The 24596-nt window shown below is 70.2% G+C and carries 21 protein-coding genes and 1 pseudogene; 10 read left to right on the plus strand and 12 right to left on the minus strand.

The features are described 5' to 3' along the window. Window positions 1-293 precede the first annotated feature (293 nt). Entirely contained in the window at window positions 294-509 is a 216-nt protein-coding gene (locus Raf01_RS23120; protein WP_203920050.1) for a transposase, read from the plus strand. A gap of 147 nt (window positions 510-656) precedes the next feature. Further along, window positions 657-995: pseudogene (locus tag Raf01_RS23125) on the plus strand (ISL3 family transposase); the annotation flags it as partial. A 34-nt stretch (window positions 996-1029) separates the two neighbouring features. Here Raf01_RS23125 and Raf01_RS23130 read toward each other — a convergent pair. Next, window positions 1030-1554 carry a hypothetical protein gene (locus Raf01_RS23130; protein WP_203920051.1) on the minus strand — a complete coding sequence of 175 codons (525 nt, stop codon included), beginning with the start codon at window positions 1552-1554 and terminating at the stop codon, window positions 1030-1032. A gap of 217 nt (window positions 1555-1771) precedes the next feature. On the opposite strand from Raf01_RS23130, the gene Raf01_RS23135 reads away from it, so the two are divergent. Both Raf01_RS23135 and Raf01_RS23140 read left to right on the plus strand, forming a co-directional pair. Further along, complete coding sequence (locus Raf01_RS23135; protein ID WP_203920052.1) at window positions 1772-1936, plus strand: hypothetical protein; 165 nt, start codon at window positions 1772-1774, stop codon at window positions 1934-1936. 193 nt (window positions 1937-2129) lie between these two features. Further along, the gene (locus Raf01_RS23140) at window positions 2130-2879 is read left to right on the plus strand and encodes an aminoglycoside phosphotransferase family protein (RefSeq protein ID WP_203920053.1); all 750 of its coding nucleotides are present in this window, start codon (window positions 2130-2132) and stop codon (window positions 2877-2879) included. Here Raf01_RS23140 and Raf01_RS23145 read toward each other — a convergent pair. The 3 genes from Raf01_RS23145 to Raf01_RS23155 form a co-directional block, all read right to left on the minus strand. Then, a complete protein-coding gene (locus Raf01_RS23145) occupies window positions 2864-4228 on the minus strand; it encodes a winged helix DNA-binding domain-containing protein (RefSeq protein WP_203920054.1) in 1365 nt (454 codons plus the stop codon). The two genes, Raf01_RS23140 and Raf01_RS23145, sit on opposite strands and share 16 nt — an antisense overlap. A 5-nt stretch (window positions 4229-4233) precedes the next feature. Beyond that, window positions 4234-4827: a hypothetical protein gene (locus Raf01_RS23150; RefSeq protein WP_203920055.1), complete on the minus strand. Its 594-nt coding sequence runs from the start codon at window positions 4825-4827 to the stop codon at window positions 4234-4236. A 113-nt stretch (window positions 4828-4940) separates the two neighbouring features. Next, window positions 4941-9065 carry a carboxypeptidase regulatory-like domain-containing protein gene (locus tag Raf01_RS23155; protein ID WP_239133837.1) on the minus strand — a complete coding sequence of 1375 codons (4125 nt, stop codon included), beginning with the start codon at window positions 9063-9065 and terminating at the stop codon, window positions 4941-4943. Between the two features lie 376 nt (window positions 9066-9441). On the opposite strand from Raf01_RS23155, the gene Raf01_RS23160 reads away from it, so the two are divergent. Next, on the plus strand, window positions 9442-9978 hold the full coding sequence (locus Raf01_RS23160; RefSeq protein WP_203920057.1) for a YbhB/YbcL family Raf kinase inhibitor-like protein: 537 nt from the start codon (window positions 9442-9444) through the stop codon (window positions 9976-9978). Between the two features lie 239 nt (window positions 9979-10217). Here Raf01_RS23160 and Raf01_RS23165 read toward each other — a convergent pair whose 3' ends face one another. Next, a complete protein-coding gene (locus tag Raf01_RS23165; protein ID WP_203920058.1) occupies window positions 10218-11177 on the minus strand; it encodes a TIGR03557 family F420-dependent LLM class oxidoreductase in 960 nt (319 codons plus the stop codon). Window positions 11178-11554: 377 nt separating this feature from the next. On the opposite strand from Raf01_RS23165, the gene Raf01_RS23170 reads away from it, so the two are divergent. Further along, a complete protein-coding gene (locus Raf01_RS23170) occupies window positions 11555-12400 on the plus strand; it encodes a histidine phosphatase family protein (protein WP_203920059.1) in 846 nt (281 codons plus the stop codon). Between the two features lie 138 nt (window positions 12401-12538). Here Raf01_RS23170 and Raf01_RS23175 read toward each other — a convergent pair whose 3' ends face one another. Together Raf01_RS23175 and Raf01_RS23180 are read right to left on the minus strand one after the other, a co-directional pair. Next, window positions 12539-13588 (minus strand): S1 family peptidase, encoded by a 1050-nt coding sequence (locus Raf01_RS23175; RefSeq protein WP_239133838.1) that lies wholly within the window; start codon window positions 13586-13588, stop codon window positions 12539-12541. 305 nt (window positions 13589-13893) lie between these two features. Next, window positions 13894-14382 (minus strand): glutathione peroxidase, encoded by a 489-nt coding sequence (locus Raf01_RS23180; RefSeq protein ID WP_203920060.1) that lies wholly within the window; start codon window positions 14380-14382, stop codon window positions 13894-13896. A 112-nt stretch (window positions 14383-14494) separates the two neighbouring features. Here Raf01_RS23180 and Raf01_RS23185 point away from each other — a divergent pair, with 112 nt between their 5' ends. Beyond that, window positions 14495-15124 carry an MBL fold metallo-hydrolase gene (locus Raf01_RS23185; RefSeq protein WP_239133839.1) on the plus strand — a complete coding sequence of 210 codons (630 nt, stop codon included), beginning with the start codon at window positions 14495-14497 and terminating at the stop codon, window positions 15122-15124. 63 nt (window positions 15125-15187) lie between these two features. Here the strand turns inward: Raf01_RS23185 and Raf01_RS23190 are convergent, their stop codons facing one another. Both Raf01_RS23190 and Raf01_RS23195 read right to left on the minus strand, forming a co-directional pair. Further along, window positions 15188-17014 carry a PH domain-containing protein gene (locus tag Raf01_RS23190; protein ID WP_203920061.1) on the minus strand — a complete coding sequence of 609 codons (1827 nt, stop codon included), beginning with the start codon at window positions 17012-17014 and terminating at the stop codon, window positions 15188-15190. Further along, window positions 17011-17556 (minus strand): PH domain-containing protein, encoded by a 546-nt coding sequence (locus Raf01_RS23195; protein WP_239133840.1) that lies wholly within the window; start codon window positions 17554-17556, stop codon window positions 17011-17013. Before Raf01_RS23195 ends, Raf01_RS23190 begins: the two co-directional genes overlap by 4 nt. Window positions 17557-17716: 160 nt before the next feature. On the opposite strand from Raf01_RS23195, the gene Raf01_RS23200 reads away from it, so the two are divergent. From Raf01_RS23200 to Raf01_RS23210, 3 genes are all read left to right on the plus strand, one after another. Beyond that, window positions 17717-17980: a DUF6343 family protein gene (locus tag Raf01_RS23200; protein ID WP_203920062.1), complete on the plus strand. Its 264-nt coding sequence runs from the start codon at window positions 17717-17719 to the stop codon at window positions 17978-17980. 103 nt (window positions 17981-18083) lie between these two features. Beyond that, window positions 18084-18833: an HAD family hydrolase gene (locus Raf01_RS23205; protein ID WP_203920063.1), complete on the plus strand. Its 750-nt coding sequence runs from the start codon at window positions 18084-18086 to the stop codon at window positions 18831-18833. Continuing rightward, complete coding sequence (locus Raf01_RS23210) at window positions 18830-21193, plus strand: glycoside hydrolase family 65 protein (protein ID WP_203920064.1); 2364 nt, start codon at window positions 18830-18832, stop codon at window positions 21191-21193. Before Raf01_RS23205 ends, Raf01_RS23210 begins: the two co-directional genes overlap by 4 nt. 12 nt (window positions 21194-21205) lie before the next feature. On the opposite strand, the gene Raf01_RS23215 is transcribed toward Raf01_RS23210, so the two are convergent. From Raf01_RS23215 to Raf01_RS23225, 3 genes are read right to left on the minus strand one after another with little or no spacing between them, the layout of a single operon-like run. Continuing rightward, the gene (locus Raf01_RS23215) at window positions 21206-21997 is read right to left on the minus strand and encodes an alpha/beta fold hydrolase (protein ID WP_203920065.1); all 792 of its coding nucleotides are present in this window, start codon (window positions 21995-21997) and stop codon (window positions 21206-21208) included. After that, entirely contained in the window at window positions 21994-23088 is a 1095-nt protein-coding gene (locus Raf01_RS23220; protein WP_203920066.1) for an SDR family oxidoreductase, read from the minus strand. The genes Raf01_RS23215 and Raf01_RS23220 overlap by 4 nt, the downstream gene beginning before the upstream one ends. Next, window positions 23085-24554, minus strand: a complete 1470-nt coding sequence (locus Raf01_RS23225) for a flavin-containing monooxygenase (RefSeq protein ID WP_239133841.1) — start codon at window positions 24552-24554, stop codon at window positions 23085-23087. Before Raf01_RS23225 ends, Raf01_RS23220 begins: the two co-directional genes overlap by 4 nt. Between the last annotated feature and the right edge of the window lie 42 nt (window positions 24555-24596).

The following is a 24596-nucleotide window of genomic DNA, read 5'->3' on the forward strand; positions in this document are numbered from 1 at the left end:
TGGGTTTCTATGGGCGGGAGTTGGGCTGTGCGGCAGGCGTTCCGGCTTGGTGGGGTGACCGGAGTGTCGTGACGGACAGAAGGACGCGCACGTGCTACCTCGTGTGGAAGTCGACCAAGATCTTCTACCCGAGGAGACACACGTGCGCGTCACTGCTGCGTTCAACCGTCTGTTGGGCTTTTCCGGAACGGTCGTGGAAAAGGTGGTGTTCAGCGCCGCCCAGATCCTGGTCAGCGTGCGGCTACGGTCCCGGCGACTGCGCCGCCCCTGCGGGCGCACCAGCCCGGCAACCTATGACCGGTCGCCACGCTGCTGCGTACCTGACCGCGCTGATCACCTTCCTAGACACCCTCGGCAAGGCTGGCCGCGAACGGATCCGGGCCATCAGCATGGACACGACCCGCATCTACCGGGAAGCCGCCCGAACCCACCTACCCCAAGCGGCGATCTGCTACGACCCCTTTCACCTGATCAATGGGCCGGGGAAGCCCTCGATCAGGTCCACCTAGCCACCCCACGCGACGGCACCCCGATCCAGGTCGACGGGCTGTCCCCAGCCAAGACCTGGCAGAAAGTCCGCGCCACCCTCCGCGCCGCCGCCGAGAACCTCGACACCACCGGCAAGGCCGTCATCGACCAACTACGCATCAAGCGAAAGCAGCTTCCGGGCCTGGAAGCTCAAGGAGAACCTCCGCGGCCTCTACCAAGGACTGACGGTGAAGGCCGCCGCCCGGCACCTGGACAAGTGGTGCCGCGCCGCCACCCGCTCCAACATCAACGCCTTCATGACCCTGGCTCGGCGCATCCGCCACCACTTCGACGGCATCATCGCCGCCATCACCCACCGGCTATCCAACTCCCGCATCGAAGGAATCAACGCCGGCGTCCGCCTCATCCAACGCTGCGCCAACGGCTACGCCAGCCTCGACAACCTCATCGAAATGATCTACATGTGCCACGGCGGCGTCCAGACCCGGCTGCCAACCCACCCATAGAAGCTCAGGGAGTGACTGCCCGGCCCTCAACTCCTCATGCAATGCGCGGGTCGACCGGTGTATCGAACGGCCGGAACCCGAATGCCTCTGGGGTCACGTCGGTACGCCGTCCGAAGGCGCGTAACACGGCCGCGGTGTCAGGGTTCGCGAATGACGCGGCTTCGTCGAAAATCTCGGCCGGAGCCAGCCCCAGTTGACGCGCGACGTGGTGATGTGGAGCGACCGTGACCATCAAATCCCGCGGATCGGCATTCGTATCCTCAAGCGCAATCGCGATGAGGCCGACCCTCAGTCGTGCCGGCGAGCTCTCGCGCAGGGCGACAGCGACGGACCGGGCGCCAAAACGGCCAAGGACAACGCGCTGACGGTGACCGAGCTCCGCGCGAAACCGCGCTCGCTGAGAGCTGGACGCACCAGCCAACGACGCGCATAGTGCGACCACCTCGCTCTCGGCCGGCCACGCTTCGGTCGCCGCTCCGGCGTGACGATGCGACGAAACGTCGTGGGCTACCGCAGCGGCAGCGTCGTTCATGAGCCTGTGCAATGAGTTCGCTTCCATGCCACCTCAGTCCAGGCCGGAACCGTCAGGTCGACGATGTCATAGCTGACCTTGTCGCACCAGGTCCCGTTCGTAGGTCTGACCCGTACTCTTTGAATCACCTAACGGCTGCCAGCGCGGGCGGTCCTGTCTCCAACACAACACTCCGGTCACCCCACCAAGCCGGAACGCCTGCCGCGCAGCCCAACTCCCGCCCAAAGAAACTGAGGAATTGGCGATGTGCCGCTTCCACCACACCCTGGTCCACGAAGGCCGCTGGCGCATCCATCTCGACGACCGCACCGGAAGCGTGACCGCGACCCGCCCCAACGGCACTCCCTACGAAATCCGGGACCACCGCACCGGACCCGGGCCCGGGCTCGGACCCAGCCCACCCACCTGAACCAACCCGCACCCCCCGCCCGGCGCCGTCAGGCCGACCCCGTCAGGCTGACCCCGTCAAGCCGACCCCGTCAAGCCGACCTCGCCGACCCCGTCAGGCCGACCCCTTCAAGCCGACCCCGCCGACGTCGTCAGGCCGACCCCGCTCGCCGACGATGTCCGCTCGCTGTCGAAGCGGCTGGCATCATCGGACGATGGTGATGCGGCAGGAGACGGTCGCACCGTGGTCCGGCATCGAACTCGTCCGGCCACTGGCCGGCGGTGCCCGCAACGAGGTGGTTCTCGCCGAGCGCGGCGGACAACGGTTCGTGGTACGGCGATCCACGCGGGCGCACCCGGCCCTGGAGTGGGAGCTGGACCTGTTGTCCTACCTGTCGAACCATGGCATCGGCGTGCCCACGCTGGTTCCCACCGATGACGGGCGACGCCACGTCGGCGGTGTGCTGGTCAACGAATTCGTCGACGGGCACCCACCGGCCGGTGAGGGCGACTGGCGGGACATCGTCCGGGTGCTGACCGCCGTACATGACCTCACGAGGGGCTGGCCCCAGCGTCCGGGATTCGCCTCCGCCCGTGAGCTGTCCGTGTCCGGTCGCGGCGGAGACGTACGCCTGGACGCGATGCCACCCGAGGCGGTACGCGCGGTACGCGCCGCCTGGCAACCGATCCTCACCGGTACGGAGTGTGTCAACCACGGAGACGTGGGAGCCGGCAACGCACTGATCAACGACGGCGGGGCGGTCCTCCTGGACTGGGACGAAGCACGGGTCGACGTCCCCTGGTTCGACTTCGCGTTGCTCCCGGAAGACGTACCCACCGGTGCTCCGGTCGACCGCGAGACGCTGGTGACGGCGGGAGTCGCGTGGGAGGCCGCCACCTGCTGGGTGGCCGAGCCGGAGTACGGCGCCCGCCGCTTGGAGGAACTCCGTCAGCGGTCGGGCTGACTCAGCTCCGTCTCCAGCGGGGTGCGGAATCGTGGCGTGATCCGGACGTCGCCGAGCCATGCCCCGGTCGCCGCCGCCGCCGCGTCGATCGCGGCGCGCGCCTCCCTGCCGACGTCCTCCAGCAGGCGTACCGCGATTTCTCCGTCCCCGCGCTGTGCCCAGCCGCCGACCACGTGGCCGTCCCACCACACGGTCGGACCGGCATTGCCGTTGCGGTCGAAGAGCACGGGCCGGTGTTCCCCCACGTACCAGTCCCGACCGGCCCAGCCCATCACGGTCGGATCGAGCGCGGGAAGCAGGACGGCCGACGGAGGTGCCACCGGTACCTCATCCGCGTCCTCCGCGAGTACCAGACCGGAAACCCCGTCCAGATCCACCTCGACGGTGTCCAGCCCGGCAAGCGCCCGCTTGACCTCGCCCATCGTCCAGCCCGTCCACCATTTGAGGTCGTCGGCGGTCCCCGGCCCGTACCCCGTGAGCCAGCGCCGGGCCAGCTCCACTCGGGCGTCGGCGGGCGACCACTCCGGCATCCCGGCGGGCACCCAGCGTTCGATCGGGGACCAGCTGTACTGGGTGCTGAGCCACGATCCGCGCGGACGGCCCCGGACGATCCGCCCCTGGGCGGCGAGGACGAGCAGGAGGCGACTGGTGATGTTGAAGGCGCCACCGTACGACTTGTCCGGAGAGACCACGACCTGGGTACGCAGCCGCGGCTCGTCCCGCGACAGCGTGGCCGCCGTCGCCTCGCCCCGGGCGGCCAGAGCCTTGACGGTGGCGTCCTCAACCTCGGCGAGCCAGGCTTCCGGATCCTCGGCGACGCCCGCCTCGGTGAGCAATCCGAGCAGCAGCTTGCGCTGCCGTGCCGCGATCGCCGGCATCGTCGACTCCTGCACGACCGCGACCAGATCGGTGGGCACCACGAAAACGGTGCGGCGCATGCCGAGCATGCGCATGAGTGTCCGATCCTCGTAGAGAGCACGCTCGATATCGGCTGGCGCGATCTGCGCTGGCTCCCGCACGGCCGGCTTCCGTACTGCCGGCTTCCGCGCGGCCGGCTTCCGTACGGCCGGCACCCGCATCGCCGGCGACCTCGCGGCCAGAGACAGAAACACCGTGGCCGGGTCGGTGCTGTGCAGCGCGACCAGATCCTCCGCGACCCGCGCGGCGAACGCGGCGCCGTCCCAGGCCGGCGCACCCGCCGCCTTGCCAGCCGAGCCCGCCGCAAGACCAGCCGCACCAGCCGGGCCTGCCGCAAGACCAGCCGTGCCGGTCCCGGCCTCCGCGCCCGCCAGATGGTGCCGCCACGCCAACCTCGCCCGGCGCTGCTCGACCGGTACCTGAGCCTTCACGCCACCTACTGTATGAGCCAGTCGATGGGGGTGGCGCCTTGCGGGGCGTACCGGATCACCTGCGGGCGCCTGCCGGCCGGAACCGCGAACACCACCCAGCCCCGCAGGCATTGGCCCGGCGCCAGGCTGCGCGGACTGATCGGGTACGCCGGCTGGGGGAATTGTGCGGCGGTGGCCCGAGTCGGAATGAGCGCCGTGCCGTCGGGGTAACTCAGCGACCAAGGCGCGTTACTGACCGTGGCCTGGAACACGGAACCCGTCTCGGCGCAGGTCTGGACGTCGGCGGCGGCCCATTCGTCGCCCGACCGGTCCGGAGGAACCGCGCCGGCGGTCGGCTGTTCGTAGGAGAACACGGTCACGGAGACGAAGCCGCTGCTCGACTGCGCGCTCTCGCCGAGGGCGTGGCCCTGAGGGGCCAGGCCCGGCACCATGCTCGGCTGGTCTGTCGCGACGGGGCCGGTCACTCCGGCGGAATCGGAGCCGCTCGCGCCGCTGCTGCAGCCGCAGAGGGCGAACGCGTTGAGGCACGCGACGAATCCGGTCAACAGCGCGGCGTATCGCCTCGCGTACCCTCTGTTGGCCGCAGGTCGTCCCGCCATGGCTAGATAATGCCTGTTCCCCCGTCGTGGTCAATGGCGGGTCGGATGAACGGTGGTCAGAACATTCGGACACGTCCGTGGCGGGCCGGGTGGCCCGCCACGGAACGCGTGCGTCAGGCGGGCTTCAGCGAGAAGTCCGCCGTCGTTGTGACACCCTTAGTGATCTTTATTGTGCGTACCTGCGGCTGGAACCCGTCCTTGGCGACGATCAACTGGAGCGGGTTGTTGCGAACGTCGAGCCACAACGCGTACTGGCCGTTCTTGTCGGTCTTCAGCGTGTAGCTCGTCGCCCAGGTATCGATCTGGACGGTCGCCCCGGCGATCGGTGCCCCGGTCGCCGACGTGACGGTACCGGCGATCTTCCCCCACGTCTTCGGGGGATTGACCGTCATCGTGACGTCCACGGGCGCCAGCGTGTACGGCGTGTCCGAGTCGAACGCCAGCTTCGCGGTGAACGTACCCGGCTGGGTGATGTCCGGGACACCGGCGTTCAGCGTCACGGTCACCGTCGCGCTCGCGCCCGCCGCCAGCGTCAGGCTGGTCGGGTTCGCCGACAGCCAACTGACATCGGACGCGCCGCTGGCACAGTCGACGAACCCGGGCAGTACCTCGGACTTGGCCACCGGCGGCACGAACTGCCCGCCGGGGTTACCGCCGATCTTGTAGAAGCCGCAGGCGCTGCCGCCGCGGTAGAGCGAGTTGTTCGAGTTCGGCAGCGCGGCCCACTGCCCGGTGGCCGGGTCGTAGGCGTATCCCTGGTTGGTCACCGTCGCGCTGTCGTCGGTGACGCCGCCGGAGACGAGCAGCTTCCCGCCGGCCGTCGTGGTGCCCGAGCCCCACAGGTCGATCGGCAGATCGGCGATCGGGGACCAGGAGTCGCCTGCCGGGTCGTACACGTACGCGTGCTTGATGCTCGCGTCGTCGGTGGTACCGCCGGCACAGTACACCTTGCCGGAGATGCCACCGCAGGACTCCCACGCGGTCGCCTCCGGGTAGGCGGCGGCACTGGCCCACGAGTTGGTCGCCGTGTCGTACACCTCGACATCGGTGTTGCCGCAGGCGTTCGCGCTGCAGCCGCCCACCTGGTACAGCTTGGTGCCGAGCACCGCGCTACCCGCGGCCGAGTACGGCTTGGGGTTGTTCGCCCCGGTCGACCAGGCGTTCGTGGCCGGATCGTAGATCTCCACCTTGGCGTCCGGGGCACCGCTGATGCCCCAGCCTCCGGCGGCGATCAGCTTGCCGTTGATGAACCCGCCACCCGGGTGCTCCCGGGTGTCCGTCGCGCTGGCCAACTTGGTCCAGCTACCGGTGTCCGGGTCGTACGCGTACAGGTCGGCCAGGTCATCGCCACCGTTGTAGCCGAACGCGGAGTAGAGCTTGCCGTCGAAGAGGCCGACCAGGTTGTCCTGGATGGTGACCGGGTAGTCGGCGATCGACGTCCACGGCGCGGCCGCCGGCGATGCGTCGGCCGGTGCCTTGCCGGCCGCCTTCATCCCCTTGACGGCCGCGGCCATGGATCCCCGGCTCACCGTGGTGTGAACCAGGTTCAGCGGCGCCCCGCCCTGAGTCAGCAGCTGGAATCCGCCGGCCTGTTCGCTGATGTTCAGCGTGGCGGGCTGACCGCCGGTGTTCTTCACGGTCAGCGTCGCGGTGGCCGAACCCTGCCACGGCAGGGTCTTGTCGATGCTGGCCGGGGTCACCTTGAGCTGGCCCGCGGTCAGCGCGAAGTTCGCCTTCGTGGTGAAGTTGGCGGCCACGTTCACCGACTTGGTCAGCGAGGTGTAGCTCTTCTTCGCCGCGGTGAACTTGTGCGCCCCGGTGACCGGGGAGTACAGCCAGTAGAAGCCGTCGCCCAGGTTCGGGTCATCCGGGGTGGCCGCGCTGGTACCGTGCGCCGCCGCCGAGTCCGAAGTGGACACAGTGGCACCGAGGATGCCGGCCTTGGTGTTGGCGTCGGTCACCTGGCCGAGCACCAGGCCACCGTGCACCGGGTCGCAGCTGCGCGCACCCAGGAACACGTCGTCGACCTCCCACCAGTACGCCCATGTACCGGCGTAGTGGAACCGCACCTGCACCGCGGACTTCCCGGCGGCCTGAGGCAGCGGGATGTCCACGTGCGCCGGCCCGGTGACCGAGTCGTTGGTGTGGTGCCAGAGGTTGGTCCAGGTCGCACCGCCGTCCACGGTGACATCGACGTTGGCGTACCCGTTGGTGAACGACTTGTAGTCGGTGTCGAAGCTGACGTCGGGAGCGCCGGACGCGGAGCCGGAGAAGTCCGTCACGGGCGTGGTCAGCGTGGTGTCCTCGGCCTTACCCGAGCCGAGGTAGTCACTGTCCACAATGGCGAAGTGCCCGGTGCCGCCGGTGTTGTTTCCTCGCGGCTCGGGATCGTCGAACTCCCAGCCACCGTTGGCGGTCGCGTTGCTCACCGTCCAGCCGGCCGGAGTCGACGTGGTGTCGAACGTCTGGGTGGTACCGGTGAACGAAGGCTGGTACCCGGGCGCGTTGCAGCTTGCCGAGTCGACGGGTACCGCGACGTTGGCGACCACGTCACCGGCGCCGACCGTCACGTCGTGCGTGACACCGGAGTACCCGGGATAGTTCGCTGTCACGTTGAGGTGGTAGGTCTGCCCCTGCGGCAACTGGATGCTGTAGTGCCCGGTGTACGGATCGGTGAACACCGGCCCACCGGGCACGCCGTCCACGGTGATCTTCGCGTACAGCGGCCAGCCGTGGCCCGAGCCGTCGGTGACGGTACCAGTGACCGTCGAGCTGGGGATCGCGGTCAGCGACACGTTCTCGGTGACGGTCGCGCCGTCGGCGACCGCGACGCCGGTCACGGTCGAGGTGCTGTAGCCGTAGGCGGACACGGTCAGGGTGTAGCTGCCAACCGGCACGACGATGTCGTAGTGGCCCGCCGCGTCGGTCGACGCGGTGCCTGCCGACGTGGACACCGCCGCGCCCGCGACGGGTGCGCCGGTTGCCGCGTCGGTGACTGTGCCGACGATGTCGCCGTGTGGCGTGGTGGCGAACGCCGTGATGCCCTTGGGGGTACCGAGTCCGGTCGGCCCGTCGTAACCCGCCCCGGCGGTGCACAGGTACGTCGGACTACAGGTGCCGTTGGAACCGGTCGTCACGTCGTTGAGCGCGCTGGGCGTCAGGTACGGGTAGGAGTTCGGGTAGCTGCCCGCCACCGGGGTCCCGGCAACCGCGTACACGCCCGCGATGATGGGCGACGCCGCACTGGTACCGCCGAAGATGTCCCAACCGCTGTCGCCGTAGGTGTCGTACACCGCGACCCCGGTCTCCGGGTCGGACACCGCGGACACGTCGGCCTCGGTGCGCTTGGCGCACCCGGTGTCGTGCTGGAACGCGGGCTTCGGCTCGTACAGCGAGCAACCGCTGCCCGGGCCACCGTGCGAGTTGTGCCACACGGTCTCGGACCAGCCCCGTGCGCTGGAGTCGCGGACCAGCGAGGTGCCGCCGACCGCGGTCACGTACGGCGACGCGGCCGGGTACGACACGCCGTAGTCGTCGTCACCCGTGCTGGCCACCACGGCCACACCCGGGTGGTTGTAGTGCGGGTCCATCACCGTCGGGTCGGACGGGTCCTCACCGCTGCCCGGGGTGCTGGTGTAGCCCGTACCGTAGCTGTTCGACACGTACTTCGCGCCCAGCGCGACCGCCTCGTCGACACCGTCGGCGAGGTTGATGTCCTGGTTGTCGTCGGCCTCGACGAGCAGGATGTGCGCGGCCGGCGCGACGGCGGAGACCATGTCGAGGTCGAGCGTGATCTCACCGCCCCAACCGATGTCGCCGGGCGGGTAGTTGGTGCCGCCACGCTGATCGACCTTACGGAAACAGCCATTGGCGGTCGTGCATGCCGGCAAACCGTACTGCGCGCGGTATACAGCCAGGTCGGCTTCGGCGTTCGGGTTGTCGAACGCGTCCACGATGGCGACAGTCGCGCCGGCTCCACCGCCAGCCGGCAACTGGTAGGCGCTGGCCAGATCGGCCGGACCGAAACCGTCCGGTGTCACCGCCGGCTGGATCCCCTTGGCGTGCTTGGCATCCAGGCGCCGCATCGCGAAGCAGGTGGCCTCGCCCTTCTCCGGAGCCGGGCACAGCGCCTGGACGTTCGGCTTGGTGGACTTACCCGTGCCGCCGCCCGCCGCGGCCTGACCGGCACCGGGAAGCCCGAACACCGCGATGGCCAGCGCTGCCGCTGCGGCGAGCACTCCTCTCCTGACTCGGGAACGTTTCCTCATCTGCGAAAGTGAATTCAGATTCCGGGGATTGTGCATCAAGGTCCTCCAGCCTCGTTGCACTGAGCCGACTCTTGGCCAGGGTCGACAGCGAGTACTACATGCATCGCTGTCATTACCCTGCGAACAGATACGCAATGGTGTCAATGAATGTCGTGGGCACAATTACGTCAAGACCGCGACGCGCCCGGAAATCTTCCGGCGGTTCGTGGGTGCTTCAGACATTGCGGACGGGACATCGTCAGACGCTCGCTCCACCTGACCGCCGACCGGGCCGGGTCGAACCGGCGGACGCCCGGCCGCGTGGTGGAGTAAGAATGACGGAGTACCCAGCCAGAAAGGATCGCTCATGTCCCTGGAGCGTGGCACCGCACCAGACCCGTACGACATCCTCCCGCCCAAACCGACCTTCACCTTGAGCAGTAACGACATAGCCGATGGGCAGCCGATGGATCCGCGGTTCGCCCACCAGAGCGTCGGCGGCGAAAACGTGAGCCCGCAGCTCGCCTGGTCCGGCTTTCCGGCTGAGACCCAGGGCTTCGTGGTGACCTGTTACGACCCGGACGCCCCGACCGGAAGCGGATTCTGGCACTGGATCCTCGTCGGCCTGTCGGCCGGTACGGTCGAGCTGCCGTCCGGTGCCGGTGCGGCCGGCATGCTGCCGCCGGGCGCCTTCCACGTACGCAACGACTACGGCACGCAGGAGTACGGCGGCGCGGCCCCGCCGGCCGGCGACGTGGTGCACCGTTACGTGTTCACGGTGCACGCGCTCGACGTCGCCGACCTCGGCCTCAACGACTCGGTGAGCCCGGCGTACGTCGGCTTCAACCTGGCGTTCCACACCTTGGCCCGGGGCATCCTGCGGCCGACGTTCCAGGTGAAGTAACCGCTCCGCCGCGGCGTGGCTTCGCTGGCGTGGCTTCGCTCAACGCCGTTCACTGCACGGCCTGAAGCGACAGGGCCCGAAGCGACAGGGCCCAAAGCGACAGAGCCTGAAGCGGCGCGGCATGAAGCGACACGGCATGAGGCAATGCCGACCGGCGGTCCGGCCGCTGCCAAACCGGACCGCCGGTGGCGGCTTCATCGGAAACCCTGACGCACGGCGCCGCTGGACCACGGCATCGGTCAGGAACGCAGCGCCGGCAGCAACTCCTTCTCCGCGAAGTCGAGGAACGCCCCCTGGCTCTCGCCGCCCACCTGAGTCAGCGCGACGTGCGTGAAGCCCGAGTCGATGTACTTCCGCACAGCCGCCACGTGCTGGTCTAGGTCCGGGCCACACGGGATCGTCAGCGCCACCTGGTCCTCGGTCACCGCGCTGCTGGCCTTCGCCATCGAGACCGGACTCGGCAGCTCCGACATGACCGGCCAGCCCAGCCCGAGGTACGCGAACTGCTGGTGCGCGGTGCGCCGGCAGCGACTCTCGTCCTGTCCGTAGCAGATCGTCACCTGCCCGTACCGGGGCCGGCGGACACCGCCCCGCGCCTCGAACTCCTGCACCAGGTCCGCCCTCGGTTCGGCGGCAATCATCGCGTCCCCGTACGCGGCGGCCAGCTCGCACGAGTCCGGCCCGGACACCGCCACGCCGATCGGTACGCCCTCGACCGGCCGGTCCCACAGCCGCGCCTCGGGCACCTCGAAGTACTCGCCGTCGTGATGCACGGTCTGGCCGACCAGCAGGGGCTGGATGATTTGCAGCGCCTCGGCGAACATCCGGTGTCGTGCGGTCGCGTGCGGCCAACCGCCGACGACATGCTCGTTCAGGTTCTCACCCGCGCCGAGCCCCAGCGTGAAACGGTTCTCGGACAGCAGCGCGATGGTGGCCGCCTTCTGCGCGACGATAGCCGGGTGGTACCGGCGGGTGGGGCACGTGACGAACGACATCAGTCGCATGTGCTCGGTCGCGTGCGCGACCGCACCGAGCACCGCCCAGGCGTAGGGGGAGTGTCCCTGCTCCTCCACCCAGGGGTAGTAGTGGTCCGAGCTGACCGCGAAGTCGAACCCCGCAGCCTCGGCACGGACCGCGTCCTCGACCAACCGTCGTGGCCCGCGCTGCTCGCCCAGCAGGGTATATCCGAACTCGGTCATGGTTCTCCGAACACCTCCCCTTTCCGCCTATGGCTGGATAGCCGACCAAGAGATCAACTAACCTGTTCACGGGCACCGGTCGGGTCTGGTAGAGGAGGATTCGGCGGCCGCCCGAAAGGCTCGATGGCTGTCCAAAAGGCTCGGCGGCCGCCCGAAAAACGCTGCCGGGGGACGCCGCTGGCCGACTCGGACCAAGGGAATGGGACGACGGGTACCGGCCATCCGGGCCGTTCCGGCGCAGTGCGCCGACGCCGGAGAGGTCGCGCGCGCCGGCCCGACCCGGATTCGGTCGCGGCCGGGCGGCCGGCCTGAGTCGAGCCGAAGCGCGGCTGACCGGCGGCGGTTAGCGGTCCGCCGAGCCTGGGTAGCGGATCGGGGTGAACGAGCTGGCGTGGCTGGGGGTGGCCCGCCACGGCCAAAGCGCCGGAAACGTGGCCGCCCAGCGGGCCGAAGCGGACGGCGCCGAGACCGTCGACCTGCCGGCCGGCGGTGCCGACGTGCCGCTGACCGGGACCGGCCGGGAGCAGGCCGCCGCGATCGGCCGCTGGATAGCCGCCCTACCCGCCGGAGAACGCCCGCACCTGGTGGTCACCTCGCCGTACCGGCGGGCACGGGAGACCGCCGAACTGGCCGTCGCCGCCGCGGCCGAATCGCTCTCGAACGCCGAATCGCTTCCGAACGCCGAATCGCTTCCGAACGCCGAATCGCGTCCGAACGCCGGACCGCTGGCAAACGCGGCGGACCGGGCGCCGCGGTTGCGGGTGGACCACGGGCTGCGCGATCGCGAGCAGGGCGCCCTCGACCTGCTGACCAGCCGGGGCCTGGCGGTCAGGCTGCCCGAGGAGGCCGAGCGCAAGCACCGGCTGGGCAAGTTCCACTACCGCCCGCCGGGCGGCGGCGAATCGTGGACCGACATGGCGATGCGGCTGCGCGTCGTACTGGACGGGCTGCGCGAAGAGTGCCCCGGTCAGCGGGTACTGCTGGTGTCCCACGAGTCGGTCATCTTCTTGTTCCGGTACATCATCGAACGGCTGAGCGAGGAACAGATGCTGGAACTCGTCCGCTCGACGACCCTGTCGAACGCCTCGCTGAGTTCCTGGTGCTACGAGAACGGGCGGCTGCGGCCGGAGGGGTTCAACTCGGTGGAACATCTGCGGGTCCAGGGTGTGCAGCTCACCCAACAGGCGAAGGTTGGCACGCCGAGCCCGTCACGGCACACCTAGCCGGCACCTAGCCAGCACGCAGGCCGGACCCCGGAGCCTGGAGGTGGGCCCCGGGGTCCTGGGACGCTGATCCGGGTTACCCGGTCGCGTCCGCCTGGTGTTCGGTTCGGTACCGAAGCGCGGTACCGAAGCGCGGTACTAGAACACGCTCACGCCGTACGCGCTCAGTGCCTCGGTGACCGGCTGGAAGTACGTCGTCCCGCCGGAGGTGCAGTTGCCACTGCCGCCCGAGGTCAGGCCGACCGCGACCGAGCCGGCGAACAGCGAGCCGCCGCTGTCCCCGCCCTCGGCGCAAACGTTGGTGCGAATCAGACCGCTGACCCGGCCCTCGGCGTAGGTGACCGTGGCGTTGATCTGTGAAACCGTGCCGCTGTGTACGTGGGTGGTGCTGCCACTGCGCCGGACGGCCTCACCGACGTACGCGTTGGCTGCCGAGGTGATGTCCTGGCTGCCGCTGTACAGGTCGACGCTGCCGGCCGGGGTGCCGCTGCCGGTCCACCGGACGATCGCGTAGTCGTTGCCGGGGAAGCTGCTGCCGGCCGTCGTACCGATCACGGTGGTGTGGCCGGAGTTGCTGTACCAGGTCGACGCGATGTTGCCGCAGTGCCCGGCGGTCAGGAAGTAGTAGGTGCTGCCACTGCGCACGCTGAAGCCCAGCGAGCAGCGGTACTGTCCGCCGTAGATCGCGTCACCGCCGGCGATTTCGGTGCGGAACGCGCCCGAGACGTGCTCCAACCGTGCCGTGTCTCCGAGGCTCGCGACAAGTGCGTTGACCTGGGCCAGTTTGGCGCCCGTGACGGTGCTGTCGACGGAGACGATGACCTGGTTGGTGACGGGGTCGGTCGCCCACGCGGTACCGGCGATCTCCGGCGAGCCGTTGAGCCTCGAGGTGGCCTGAGCCAGTTGGGCGGCGCTGTGCGTGACGAGTCGCGGCTGCGCGCCCGCCGACCGTACCGTCTGGGCCAGGGCGGGGTCGCTGATGTTCACGACCATCTTGCCGGTGGCCTGGTCGAGGTAACTGCCCGCGGAGCGGGAACCCAGCTCGGTGGCGAGCGCGGCGGCCGATTGGGGGGTGGCCGCGGTGGCGGCTTGAGCGGTGCCGGGCACCAGCATCAACGCGCCCGCGAGCAGGGAGACCGCGCCGGTAGCCAGCGCGGTGTGCCGGTAGGTGGACCTTGTGAGTCTCACGAATGCCTCCCGGGGAGTGAGACAGCATCGGCGGTCGCCGATATCACCGGATGCTGCCAAACTCGGGAAGCATAAACAAGCGTCGATTAACGCAATCAATCGGAATCAGCAGATCCGCAGGCCGGGACGCCCGTCTAGAACGCTGTCTGAGACGCCGCTCGAAACGCGGCTCAAGACGCCGCCTGAAACGTCACCTGAGACGCCGCCCGAGACACGACTGCCCGGCCGGGGAACCGACCGGGCAGTCGTGCTGGTTTGCGGTGCCGGCCGATCGGGTGCTGCCGGCTCAGCGGGTAGTGCCAGTGTCAGTGGGGGAGGGCGCTCTCCACGGCCGCGATCAACTCGGGCGACTCCGGCGTTACCCGCGGGCGCAGCCGAGCCATCACCTGGCCGTCGGTACCCACCAGGAACTTCTCGAAGTTCCACTGCACGTCGCCGGCCTCGCCCTCGCCGTCGGACGTCTCGGTGAGCAACTGGTACAGCGGGTGCCGGTCCGGCCCGTTGACCTCGACCTTTTCCGTCATCGGGAACGTCACGCCGTAGTTGGCGTCGCAGAACTCGGCGATCTCGTCGGCCGTACCCGGCTCCTGGCCGCCGAACTGGTTGCACGGCACGCCGAGCACCACCAGGCCACGCCCCTCGTACTCGGTCGCGAGCTTCTGAAGCCCGGCGTACTGCGGGGTCAGTCCGCACTGAGACGCGACATTGACGATGAGCAGCGCACGATCGCGATACTGCGCGAGGTCGGCCTGTCCGCCCTGCAGCGAGCCGATCTTGACGTCATAGATGTTCACGATGGACAACCTACGCCGCGCCAGGCGCCGACCGGGCGACCGGGTGCCGGCAGCGCCGACGACCATGGTTCTTCACAGCTCACGACACGCCGTAGCGGGTTATGGTTATCCCATGCAAATGATCAAGTACACCCACGCCTGTGTGCGCCTGGAGGACGGCGACCGGAAACTGGTCATCGACCCCGGCCTGTGGAGCGAGGTGGAGTCGCTCGCCGGGGTCACCGACGTGCTGATCACTCATGAACACTACGACCACGTCGACAGCGAGAAGCTCGCCGACGCGAAGTCGGAGAACCCGGACCTCAGGGTGCATGTGCCGCCTTCGGTCGCGCAGCAACTCGCCGGGCTCGGCGACTCCGTGATCACCGTGAATGTGGGCGACACGTTCACCGCCGGGGGCTTCGAGGTACGGGTGGTCGGCGGGGACCACGCGGAGATCTACGAGGGGCTACCCGGCATCGCCAACGTCGGGTACATCGTCGAGGGCAACGTCTACCACCCGGGCGACTCGCTGTTCCGGCCGGACGCCGCCGTCGAGACCCTGCTCCTTCCGGCGTCCGCACCGTGGCTCAAGCTCGCCGAGGCGCTGGACTTCGTCCGGGACGTCAAGCCGCAACGGGCGTTCCCGATCCACGACGCGCTGCTCAGCGAGATCGGTCAGAGCGCGTTCGACAATTGGGCGAACCTCCGGGGCGGCACCACCTACAACCGCCTCCAGATCGGCGAGCCGGTCTCCTTCTAGAACCGGCCCTGCCCAAAGAACTCAGCCCAGCGAACCCAGCCCAAAGAACTCAGCCCAGCCAACTCAGCGCACCAGAAACGGCGTCAGCAACTCCGGCGTCGCGCTGTCGACCAGCGATGCCGAGGCGTTGACGTCGACGTCCGGCAACGTGTATCGCTGCCGACCGGCGGCCGTGGTCGCGATGACCGTCACGAGACCGGCCCGGCGCTGGAAGACCGACTGGTGCAGGTGCCAACCGATGATGCCGTCGCGAGCCAGCGCACACCGCCGGCGTACCACCGAGCCCTGCCGCACCACCAGGTGCCCGGCGGTGAGCGCGTGGCCCAGGCTGCGGTACCGGTCGGCCGCCAGCAGCGCACCGGCCGGCAGCGTCAGCAGCCCCACCAGCGGCGCCCACCCCGGCCAGTCGGCCAACCCCCAGAGCAGCGCCAGCCCGGCCGGCACGATCGCGGCGAGCGTCAAAGCCCGGATGTAGCGGCGGCGCCGCGCGCGGGGTCCGTGAGCGCGCAGCGTGACGGTCATTGGCTCGGCGTCGCCCAGCACCGCGGTCGCCACGCGTCGCGCCTCCCGTACCGGCGCAGGCGGCAGCAGCAGCGAACCGCCCCGCTCGGCGCCCCGGCCCACGCGCAGGCCGGTGGCGATCGCGATGCACCGGCCACCGCGTACGGCGCGGAGCAGCAACGGTTCGCTCAGCTCGACGCCCCGCAGCCGGCGCTCCTCCAGCGTGGTGGCCCGCGTGGTGAGCAGGCCCCGGGCCACGTGCAGCGTTCCGCTGTCCTGGCGGCTGAGCCGGAAGGACCAGAAGGCGATCACGTACCCGAGGGTGGAGGCGACCGCGACCAGCACGATCGCGGCGAGCACGACCTCGGTGACGGCGACCCCGAGCGGTACCCGCTGAAGCTGGTGACCGATCGCGCGCAGCGGCCCCAACCGCCCCGGGTCGAGATGCGCCTCGCTGACGATCCGGTACAGGAATCCGAAGACGATACCGATCGTGACCAGACCGGAGAGGGTGAACGGGCCGTACCGCACCCAACCGGGCCGCAACGACGCCAGTACGGTCTCGCCGGGCTCCCACGGCGTGGACGCCGGGACGGGAACCCCGGAGAGCGCCGGAGCAGGTGAGCCCAGAGAGAATGAGCCCGGAGCGGATGAGTCCGGAGTGCCGGATGCCGCGGTCTGCTGGGCGGGCACCGGCGGGACGGCGGGCGAACCAACGCGCGAGGGAGCCGACGACCCGGCAGAGGGCCGGGCAGTGGGCTGAGCCGTGCGGTGCAGCAGTTCGGTGCGCAGCCGGACGGCCTCGTCGCTCGTCAGCCCGTCCAGCCGCAGCCCCTCCTTGCGGTCGGACTGCCCGGTGCCGATGGTGATCCGGGACAGCCTGAGCAGCCGGTGCAGCGGGTGGGCGGTCAGATCGACGGTACGGACCCGGTCGCGCGGGATCGACACCACCCGGCGGCGGAGGAAGCCACGCCGCACCTGAACCTGGTCGGCGGAGACCTGGTAGCTCGTGGTGGCCCAGCGCAGGATGCCCAGTCCGACGGTCACCGCGACACCGGCCAGCGCCCACGGCGCGGAGTGCCCACTGCTCCTGCCGGCGACCAGCACGGCGAGCAGGGCGGGCAGGGCCCGCAGGGTCTCCTGCACCGGGTGCACGGCCAGCATGCGCGGGCTGAGTCGTCGCCACTCGGGCCCGGGGCGCGCCGCGGCGACCGGTCCGGTGCCCGCGGTGGCGGCGTGCCCGGCGTCATGGCCCGGGCCGATGCCGGTCGGGCCGGTCGGGTTGGGCTCGGTCGGGTCGGCCTCGGTCGGGCCGGTCGGATCGAGGCCCGTCGGATCGAGGCCGGGCGCGGTCGTCGCCTCCGCGCCACCGCCCGTCGGGGCGGTCACGTCGCGTCACCCGGATTCGCCTGGGTGGTGGTCGTCAACTCGTCCACCAGCCGCTGAGCCGTCTCGTGATCCAGCCCTTCGATCTTGAGCGGGCCGGCGGCGGACGCCGTGGTCACCGTGATGTTGCTCAGGCCGAGCAACTGCTCGAACGGGCCCCGCTCGGTGTCCACCGTCTGAATCCGGGAGACCGGCGCGATGCGCCGGCTCTGGTTGAGCCAGCCGGACTGCGTGTAGACCGCCTGCGGTGTGGTCTCCCAGCGGTGGACCCGGTACCGCCACTGCGGCATGATCCCGACATGCAGCGCCGCGACGACCACCGTCACGGCGAGCCAGATCACGTGGGTGACGAGGTTGTCCAGGTCGGCCACCAGCCAGACGATCTCGACCGCCAGCGGTATCAGCCAGCCGAGCCCGGCCCGCAGCGACCAGTACCCGATCGCGCGGCGGCTGACCCGGTGCTGCGGATCGCGCAGCCGCAACGCGGCGGCCGTCGCCGCCGCATCTTCCAGAACCCGTGCGTCCGAAGACGTCGTCGCATCCACCCCACCACGATGACAGCTTGTGGCCACTGTGGCCCAGTGCGGTCCGTACCCGATCGGGTGGGACAAACGTACCGGCGCTGTTTATCACGTATGTGAGGTTTCATCGTCTTCCCGGGTCACGGGTCGGGTACAACCGCCGCGGACTGGGTACCACCGGGGCATGCCTATCGGTCCACAGCCCAGGGGCGCGCAGGGTACCGCTGGGCACCCGTACAGCGCGCTGAACCTGCGGCTCGCCCTCGCCAGCTTCGGGCTGGTCTTCCTCGTCGCTCTCGCGGCCGCTCTGTTCGCACTGGGTCACGTGGTCCTCGGCGCGGTCGCGGTGGCGCTCGCGGCGGTGACGGTCGTCGACATCGTCGTGATCCAGCTGCGCCGCCGCCAGCGGAAGCGGCTCGACCGGCAGCGCCACGGTCTGTTCGAATAGCTGCGATAGCACACCGGCGGCGTGCCGGAAGTAGAGCATCACCACAGCGGCCACCGGTCGCGTCCCTGAGCGGGGCCGCCATACGTCGGCTAGCGTTGGCATCGTGAATGGCCTGCCCGATCGGATCCGCGCTGCGCTGTTCGACCTCGACGGGGTGCTGACCCCGACCGCCGCGGTGCACGCGGCGGCCTGGAAAGAGATGTTCGACGCCTTCCTGCGGACGCGGGAGGGGCCGGGCTTCCGGCCGTTCGACCAGAATGAGTACAACGAGTACGTCGATGGCCGGGCGCGCGCCGACGGTACCCGATCGTTCCTCGCCTCCCGGGGCATCACGTTGCCGGAGGGCGCAGTCGGGGATCCGGCCGACGTCGACACGGTCGAGGGGCTCAGCGAGCGCAAGGACGAGATCTTCCGGCGCATGGTCGAGCGGGGCGGGATCCAGCCGTACCCGGGATCGGTGCGGTACCTGCGAGCGGTACGGGCGGCCGGGCTGCGCACCGCCGTGGTCTCGGCCAGCCGGCACTGCGCTCAGATCGTGCGCGCGGCCGGGCTCGACGACCTGCTGGACGCCCGGATCGACGGGATCGTGGCGGCCCGGGAGCGGCTGACCGGGAAGCCGGCACCGGATACCTACCGGGCAGCGGCCGGCCTGCTGAACGTCATCCCGACCCAGGCCGCGGTGTTCGAGGACGCGATCGCCGGGGTGTCGGCCGGGCGAGCCGGCCGGTTCGGGTACGTGGTGGGCGTGGACCGCATCGGTGACCAGGGCGAGCACTCGCACGCGGCGGACCTCAAGGGCCACGGCGCGGATGCGGTGGTCCGGGACCTCGCCGACCTGCTGGACGAGTCGTGATCAAGCATCACGCCTACTCCGTCGAGCCGTGGTCGATCCGGGAGACCGAGCTGGATCTCGGCATGATGGCCCAGTGCGAATCCCTTTTCGCGCTCGCCAACGGGCACATCGGACTGCGCGGCAACCTGGACGAGGGTGAGCCGCACGCGCTGCCCGGCACGTACCTGAACTCCGTCTACGAGCTGCGACCGCTGCCGTACGCGGAGGCCGGGTACGGGTACCCGGCCTCCGCGCAGAGCGTCATCAACGTGACCAACGGCAAGCTGATCCGCCTGCTCGTCGACGATGAGCCGTTCGACCTGCGGTACGGGCAGCTGCACCGGCACGAGCGCGTGCTGGACCTGCGCGACGGGGTACTGCACCGGACGACCCAGTGGACGTCACCGGCCGGCCGTACCGTGGAGGTCCGCTCCACCCGGCTGGTCTCCTTCGCGTACCGGTCGATCGCCGCGATCTCCTACGAGGTGCGGCCGGTGGACGGGCCGGCCCAGGTGGTACTCCAGTCCGAGCTGGTCGCGAACGAACCCGGGCCGCAGGTTTCCGACGATCCCCGCGCGGCGGCGGTCCTGGAGGCGCCGCTGATCGGCGAGGAGAACGCGGCGGAGGAGGCCCAGGCGCTGCTCATCCACCGGGTCAAGCGCAGCGGGCTGCGGATCGGCGCCGGCATGGACCACGTCATCGACGGGAGCGAGAGCGAGCTGGTCGGCACCCGCAGCTACCAGGACTCGGCCCGCACCACCGTCACCTGCCAGCTGGCCGCGGGCGAGTCCCTGCGCATCATCAAGTTCCTCGCCTACGGCTGGTCCAGCGAACGCTCGCAGCCGGCGATCCGGGCGCAGGTCGAGGCGGCGCTGATCGCCGCGAAGGCCACCGGGTGGGCGGGCCTGTGCGCGGCGCAGCGGCAGTACCTCGACGAGTTCTGGGCCCGCGCCGACGTGGAGGTGGACGGCGACCCGGAGGTGCAGCAGGCGGTCCGGTTCGGGTTGTTCCACGTGCTGCAGGCCAGTGCGCGGGCGGAGCGGCGGCCGATCGCGGCCAAGGGACTGACCGGCCCCGGGTACGACGGCCACGCATTCTGGGACACCGAGACGTTCGTCCTGCCGGTACTCGCCTACACCAACCCGGAGGCGTCGGCGGACGCGCTTCGCTGGCGCCATGCCACCCTGCCGATCGCTCAGCAGCGCGCCCGGCAACTGCATCTCAACGGTGCGGCATTCGCCTGGCGCACCATCACCGGCGAGGAGTGCTCGGCATACTGGCCGGCCGGGACGGCCGCGTACCACATCAACGCCGACATCGCCGACGCGGTCATCCGCCAGATCGACGTGACCGGCGACGCCGACCTGGACCGCGAGATCGGGGTGGACCTCCTGGTCAACACGGCCCGGCTGTGGATGTCCCTCGGTGCGTTCGGCGACGACGACCGGTTCCACATCGACGGGGTGACCGGGCCCGACGAGTACAGCGCGATCGCGGACAACAACGTCTACACCAACCTCATGGCACAGCGAAACCTGCGCGGTGCGGTCGACGCGGTGGCCCGGCACCCGGATCTGGCCCGGAATCTGGAGGTCAGCGGCGAGGAGGTGCTGGACTGGCGTCGTGCGGCGGACCAGATGGTGATCCCGTACGACGAGCGGCGCGGCGTGCACCCGCAGGCGGAGCGGTTCACCGATCACGCCAGGTGGGACTTCGAGCACACGCCTCCGGAGCACTACCCGCTGATGCTGTACTACTCGTACGGCGACCTGTACCGCACGCAGGTGGTCAAGCAGGCGGACCTGGTGCTGGCGCTGTTCTCGCGCGGCGACGCGTTCACGCCAGAGGAGAAGGCCCGCGACTTCGCGTACTACGAGGCGGTCACGGTACGGGACTCCTCGCTGTCCGCGTGCGTCCAGTCGGTCATCGCGGCCGAGATCGGCCAACTCGACCTCGCGTACGACTACCTCGGCGAGGCCGCGATGATGGACCTGGCCGACCTGGAGCACAACACCCGCGATGGCATCCATGTCGCGTCGCTGGCCGGCGCGTGGATCGCGTTGGTCGCCGGGCTGGGCGGGATGCGCGACCACAACGGCAGGTTGTCGTTCGCGCCACGCCTGCCGACGGGGCTGCGCGGGCTGTCGTTCCGGGTCTGCTGGCGGCGCCAGACGTTGCGGGTCTCGATCAACCACGAGCAGGCGTGCTACGAGGTGGCCGACGGCATGCCGATGAACATCGTCCACTTTGGACAAGAGGTGACGGTCGAGCCGAGTGAGCCGCTACGGCTGGACATCCCACCGATCACACCGGGCCCGCGCCCGACCCAGCCGCCGGGACGTGAGCCGCTGCACCGCGAGCCGCCGGAAATCGAGCAGTGAGCCGGTGGCCGGTCAGACCGGAGCCGCCTGCCGCGGCAGCGCGCCGGTCGTCTCCAGGATGATCCGGGCCACCAGGTCGGGTGCGTCGCTCATCGGGACGTGACCGCAGCCGGGCAGCGCCAGGTGCCGGGCGCCGGGTAGCCCACGCCGCGCCCGGTTGGCCTGGCGGGGGAACAGGATGCGGTCCTTGACGCCCCAGGCGACGGTCACCGGAACCTCCGGGTCGCCGGTGAAGCGGTACCCGCGGGCTGCCCGCGCGACGGGCGGGAACCCCGGACAGTCCCGGAGCGCCCGGGCATCGGCCACGGCGACATCGGGGTCGAGCAGCCCGGGCCGGGCCACGATCATCCCGAAAGCCAGCATGCGCAACCTCGGCGAACGCGCCACCCGGTGCAGCACCGGATCGGGTACCCGCGCGGTGAACCGGTGCATCCGCAGTGTGCCGAGTGCCCAGCGCACCTCCCATGGGGTGGCGAACCCGGCCGGCGACAACGCGGTCACGGACGCGGCCAGGCCGGCCGCCGCCAACTCCAGCGCGATGGCGCCGCCCAGGCTGTTGCCGGCCACGTGCGGGCGTTCGACGCCCAGGCCGGTGACGAACGCGTGCAGCCGCGCGACGGTGTCCCGCATGCCCACCGGCCCGTCGGGGAGCGCGGACGCGCCGAAGCCGGGCAGGTCGACGGCGAGGACATCGTGGTGCTCGGCGAGCCGGTCGAGGACGGGCTGCCACGCCTGCCACCGGTGACCGATGCCGTGCAATAAGAGCAGTGGCTCACCGGTACCGACCCGGTGAGACGCGATCACGACCGGCCTCCCCGGTCGGCGCGGCCGCTGTCGCTCGCTACCGGCGCTCCGGCGCTGTGCTCACCGAATGGCCGGCCGAGGGCGAGGGCTTCGGCCTCCAGCAGCGGTACCGATGTCCGTGCGCCGCCGCGCAGCACCGCGTCGCCGAACGGGCTCAGGACCACCGTGCGCAGCGCCTGGACCAGACCGATCGAGCGGGGCACGTAGATTCGCCGTCGCCGCCGCGCCATGCCGTCAACCAGCGCCCGGGCACATTCGCCGACCGATACCACCGTGCCGACCGGCCAGGGCAGCTTGCCCAGGGTGGCGCCGAACGTGGGCAGGTCCCGACGCGCGTCGCGCACCAGGTCGGTGTCGATCCAGATGGGATGCGCGGTGCCGACCCCGACGCCCCGGTACGCGACTTCCAGGCGGAGCACGTTCGCGTACTGCTCGACTCCGGCCTTGGACGCGCAATATGCGGCCATTCCCGGCAGCGCGGTGAACGCGGCGGCCGACGAGACCATCAGGAAGTACCCGCGCCGCCGCGCCACGTGCGGCATGGTGGCGGCGACGGTGCGCACCACGCCGACCAGGTTCACGTCGATGGTCCGGGCCAGTGCCTCGACCGGGGTGACCTCGACCGTGCCGTAGCTGGCGATGCCGGCGTTGGCCACCACGATGTCGATCCCGCCGAGGGCGTCCGCGACGTGCGCGACGGCCCGGTCGAGGCTCGGCTGGTCGGTCACGTCGCACTCCGCCCAGGCATGCGCGGCCTGAGTTTGGGCGGCGCCGGCGGATGCCGGGTGGGCGGCGTTCAATTCGGCGGCGAGTGCGGCGAGCCGGTCCGGCTCCAGGCCGATCAGCGCGACCCGTGCGCCCCGCGCGGCGGCCAGTCTCGCGGTGTGCTCACCGATGCCCCGGGCCGCGCCGGTCACCAGCACGACCTTGCCGGCAAGGCCCCGGGGCCGCTTGCGGCTGGTTTCGCGGTCGCCAGCGGCGCCGAGGGACGAGGTGTCGCGGTCAAGCGGCCGCTTGCGGCTGGTTTCGCGGTCGCCAGCGGCGCCGAGGGACGAGGTGTCGCGGTCAAGCGGCCGGTTTTTACGAGTCATGCCGGTACCTTGGCGGCAACCGTGCGGTAGGCCCCCGGATCAAACCGGCGTACCCGCTGCCGGTACCGCCACGTGCTGCCCGGCCAGATCGCCGCGTTGCGGCCGGTGGCGTCCTGGTACCAGCTGTGGCACCCGCCGCGCCCCCAGACCGTACCGGCCATCTTGCGATCCACGGCCGTGACGAACTCCTCCTGCGCCCGCGCCGTCGGCTCGACCGCGGTGATTCCGTTGGCCCGCAGGTAGTCCAGTGCGCTCATCAGATAGTCCAGTTGCCCTTCCATCATGAACACCACCGAACTGTGTCCGAGGCCGGTGTTCGGGCCGAGGAGCAGGAACAGGTTGGGAAAGCCGGCGACGGTGGTGCCGAGGTAGGCGCGCGGGCTGCCCTGCCAGACCTCCGCCAGGCTCGTGCCGTCCCGGCCCCGGATCCGTTCGGCGATCGGGGTGTCGCTGGTGTGGAATCCGGTCGCGAAGATGATCGTGTCCACCCCGTGCAGGGCGGTGCTGTCGTCGCCCGTTCTGGTGACCACTCCGTCCGTCCGGATCTCGGTGATCGGGTCGGTGACGACGTTGACGTTGTCCCGGTTGAGCGTCGGCAGGTAGGTGTCGGACAGCAGTATCCGCTTGCAGCCCATTCGGTAGGTCGGCGTGAGCCGGGCGCGCAGCGCCGGATCGGCAATCGTCCGGCGCAGATTGCGCTCGGCCATTCGCTGGGCGATCCGCATGACGGACGGGTGCAGGAAGCCGACCGCGGTGCTCTCCAGCGTCAGGTACACGCCGGTGCGGAACAACCGCTGCACCGGGGGCGCCGCCCGGAAGAGCCGGTGCTCCAGCGCGCTGATCCGGCGGTTCGCCCGCGGCAGTATCCAGGGCGGAGTGCGCTGGAACAGTTCCAGCCGGTCCACCCCGGATGCGATCTGGGGAACGAACTGGATCGCCGACGCGCCGGTGCCGATGACCGCCACCCGACGGCCCGTCAGGTCGTGATCGTGGCGCCAGCGGGCCGAGTGGAAAGTGGTACCCGCGAACGAATCCAGGCCGGGCAGGTCCGGTACGGACGGGTCGGCCAGCGGGCCGGCGGCGGAGACCAGGACATCGGCGGTCAGCGTGCCACCCGTCGTGTCCACCACCCAGCGGCCGTGCTGCTCGTCCCAGGCCGCCTCGCGTACCTCGTGGTGGCGGCGCAGGTGCGGCTCGATGCCGTACCGGTCGACGCAGCCACGCAGGTATGCCCAGATGTCGCTCTGGCCGGAGTAGCTCTGTGGCCAGTACGGGTTCGGCTCGAACGAGTACGAGTAGAGGTGCGACGGTACGTCGCAGGCACAGCCCGGGTACGTGTTGTCGCGCCAGGTGCCGCCGACGTCACCGGCCCGTTCCAGGATCACGAAGTCGTTGATGCCTCGGTGCTTGAGCCGGATCGCGGCGCCGAGCCCGCCGAAGCCGGCTCCGATGATCGCGACGCGCACGTGCGTCGCCTGTTCGTGCGTCGCTTGTTCGTGTGTCACTTG

Origin of the sequence: Rugosimonospora africana (assembly GCF_016862975.1) — a bacterium.
Classification (GTDB): domain Bacteria; phylum Actinomycetota; class Actinomycetes; order Mycobacteriales; family Micromonosporaceae; genus Rugosimonospora; species Rugosimonospora africana.

Coding starts and splice junctions, on each gene's coding strand:
- Raf01_RS23120 (WP_203920050.1), top strand. CDS start 294: ATGACCGGTCGCCACGCTGCTGCGTACCTGACCGCGCTGATCACCTTC.
- Raf01_RS23130 (WP_203920051.1), bottom strand. CDS start 1,554: ATGGAAGCGAACTCATTGCACAGGCTCATGAACGACGCTGCCGCTGCG.
- Raf01_RS23135 (WP_203920052.1), top strand. CDS start 1,772: ATGTGCCGCTTCCACCACACCCTGGTCCACGAAGGCCGCTGGCGCATC.
- Raf01_RS23140 (WP_203920053.1), top strand. CDS start 2,130: ATGGTGATGCGGCAGGAGACGGTCGCACCGTGGTCCGGCATCGAACTC.
- Raf01_RS23150 (WP_203920055.1), bottom strand. CDS start 4,827: ATGGCGGGACGACCTGCGGCCAACAGAGGGTACGCGAGGCGATACGCC.
- Raf01_RS23160 (WP_203920057.1), top strand. CDS start 9,442: ATGTCCCTGGAGCGTGGCACCGCACCAGACCCGTACGACATCCTCCCG.
- Raf01_RS23165 (WP_203920058.1), bottom strand. CDS start 11,177: ATGACCGAGTTCGGATATACCCTGCTGGGCGAGCAGCGCGGGCCACGA.
- Raf01_RS23185 (WP_239133839.1), top strand. CDS start 14,495: ATGCAAATGATCAAGTACACCCACGCCTGTGTGCGCCTGGAGGACGGC.
- Raf01_RS23200 (WP_203920062.1), top strand. CDS start 17,717: ATGCCTATCGGTCCACAGCCCAGGGGCGCGCAGGGTACCGCTGGGCAC.
- Raf01_RS23220 (WP_203920066.1), bottom strand. CDS start 23,088: ATGACTCGTAAAAACCGGCCGCTTGACCGCGACACCTCGTCCCTCGGC.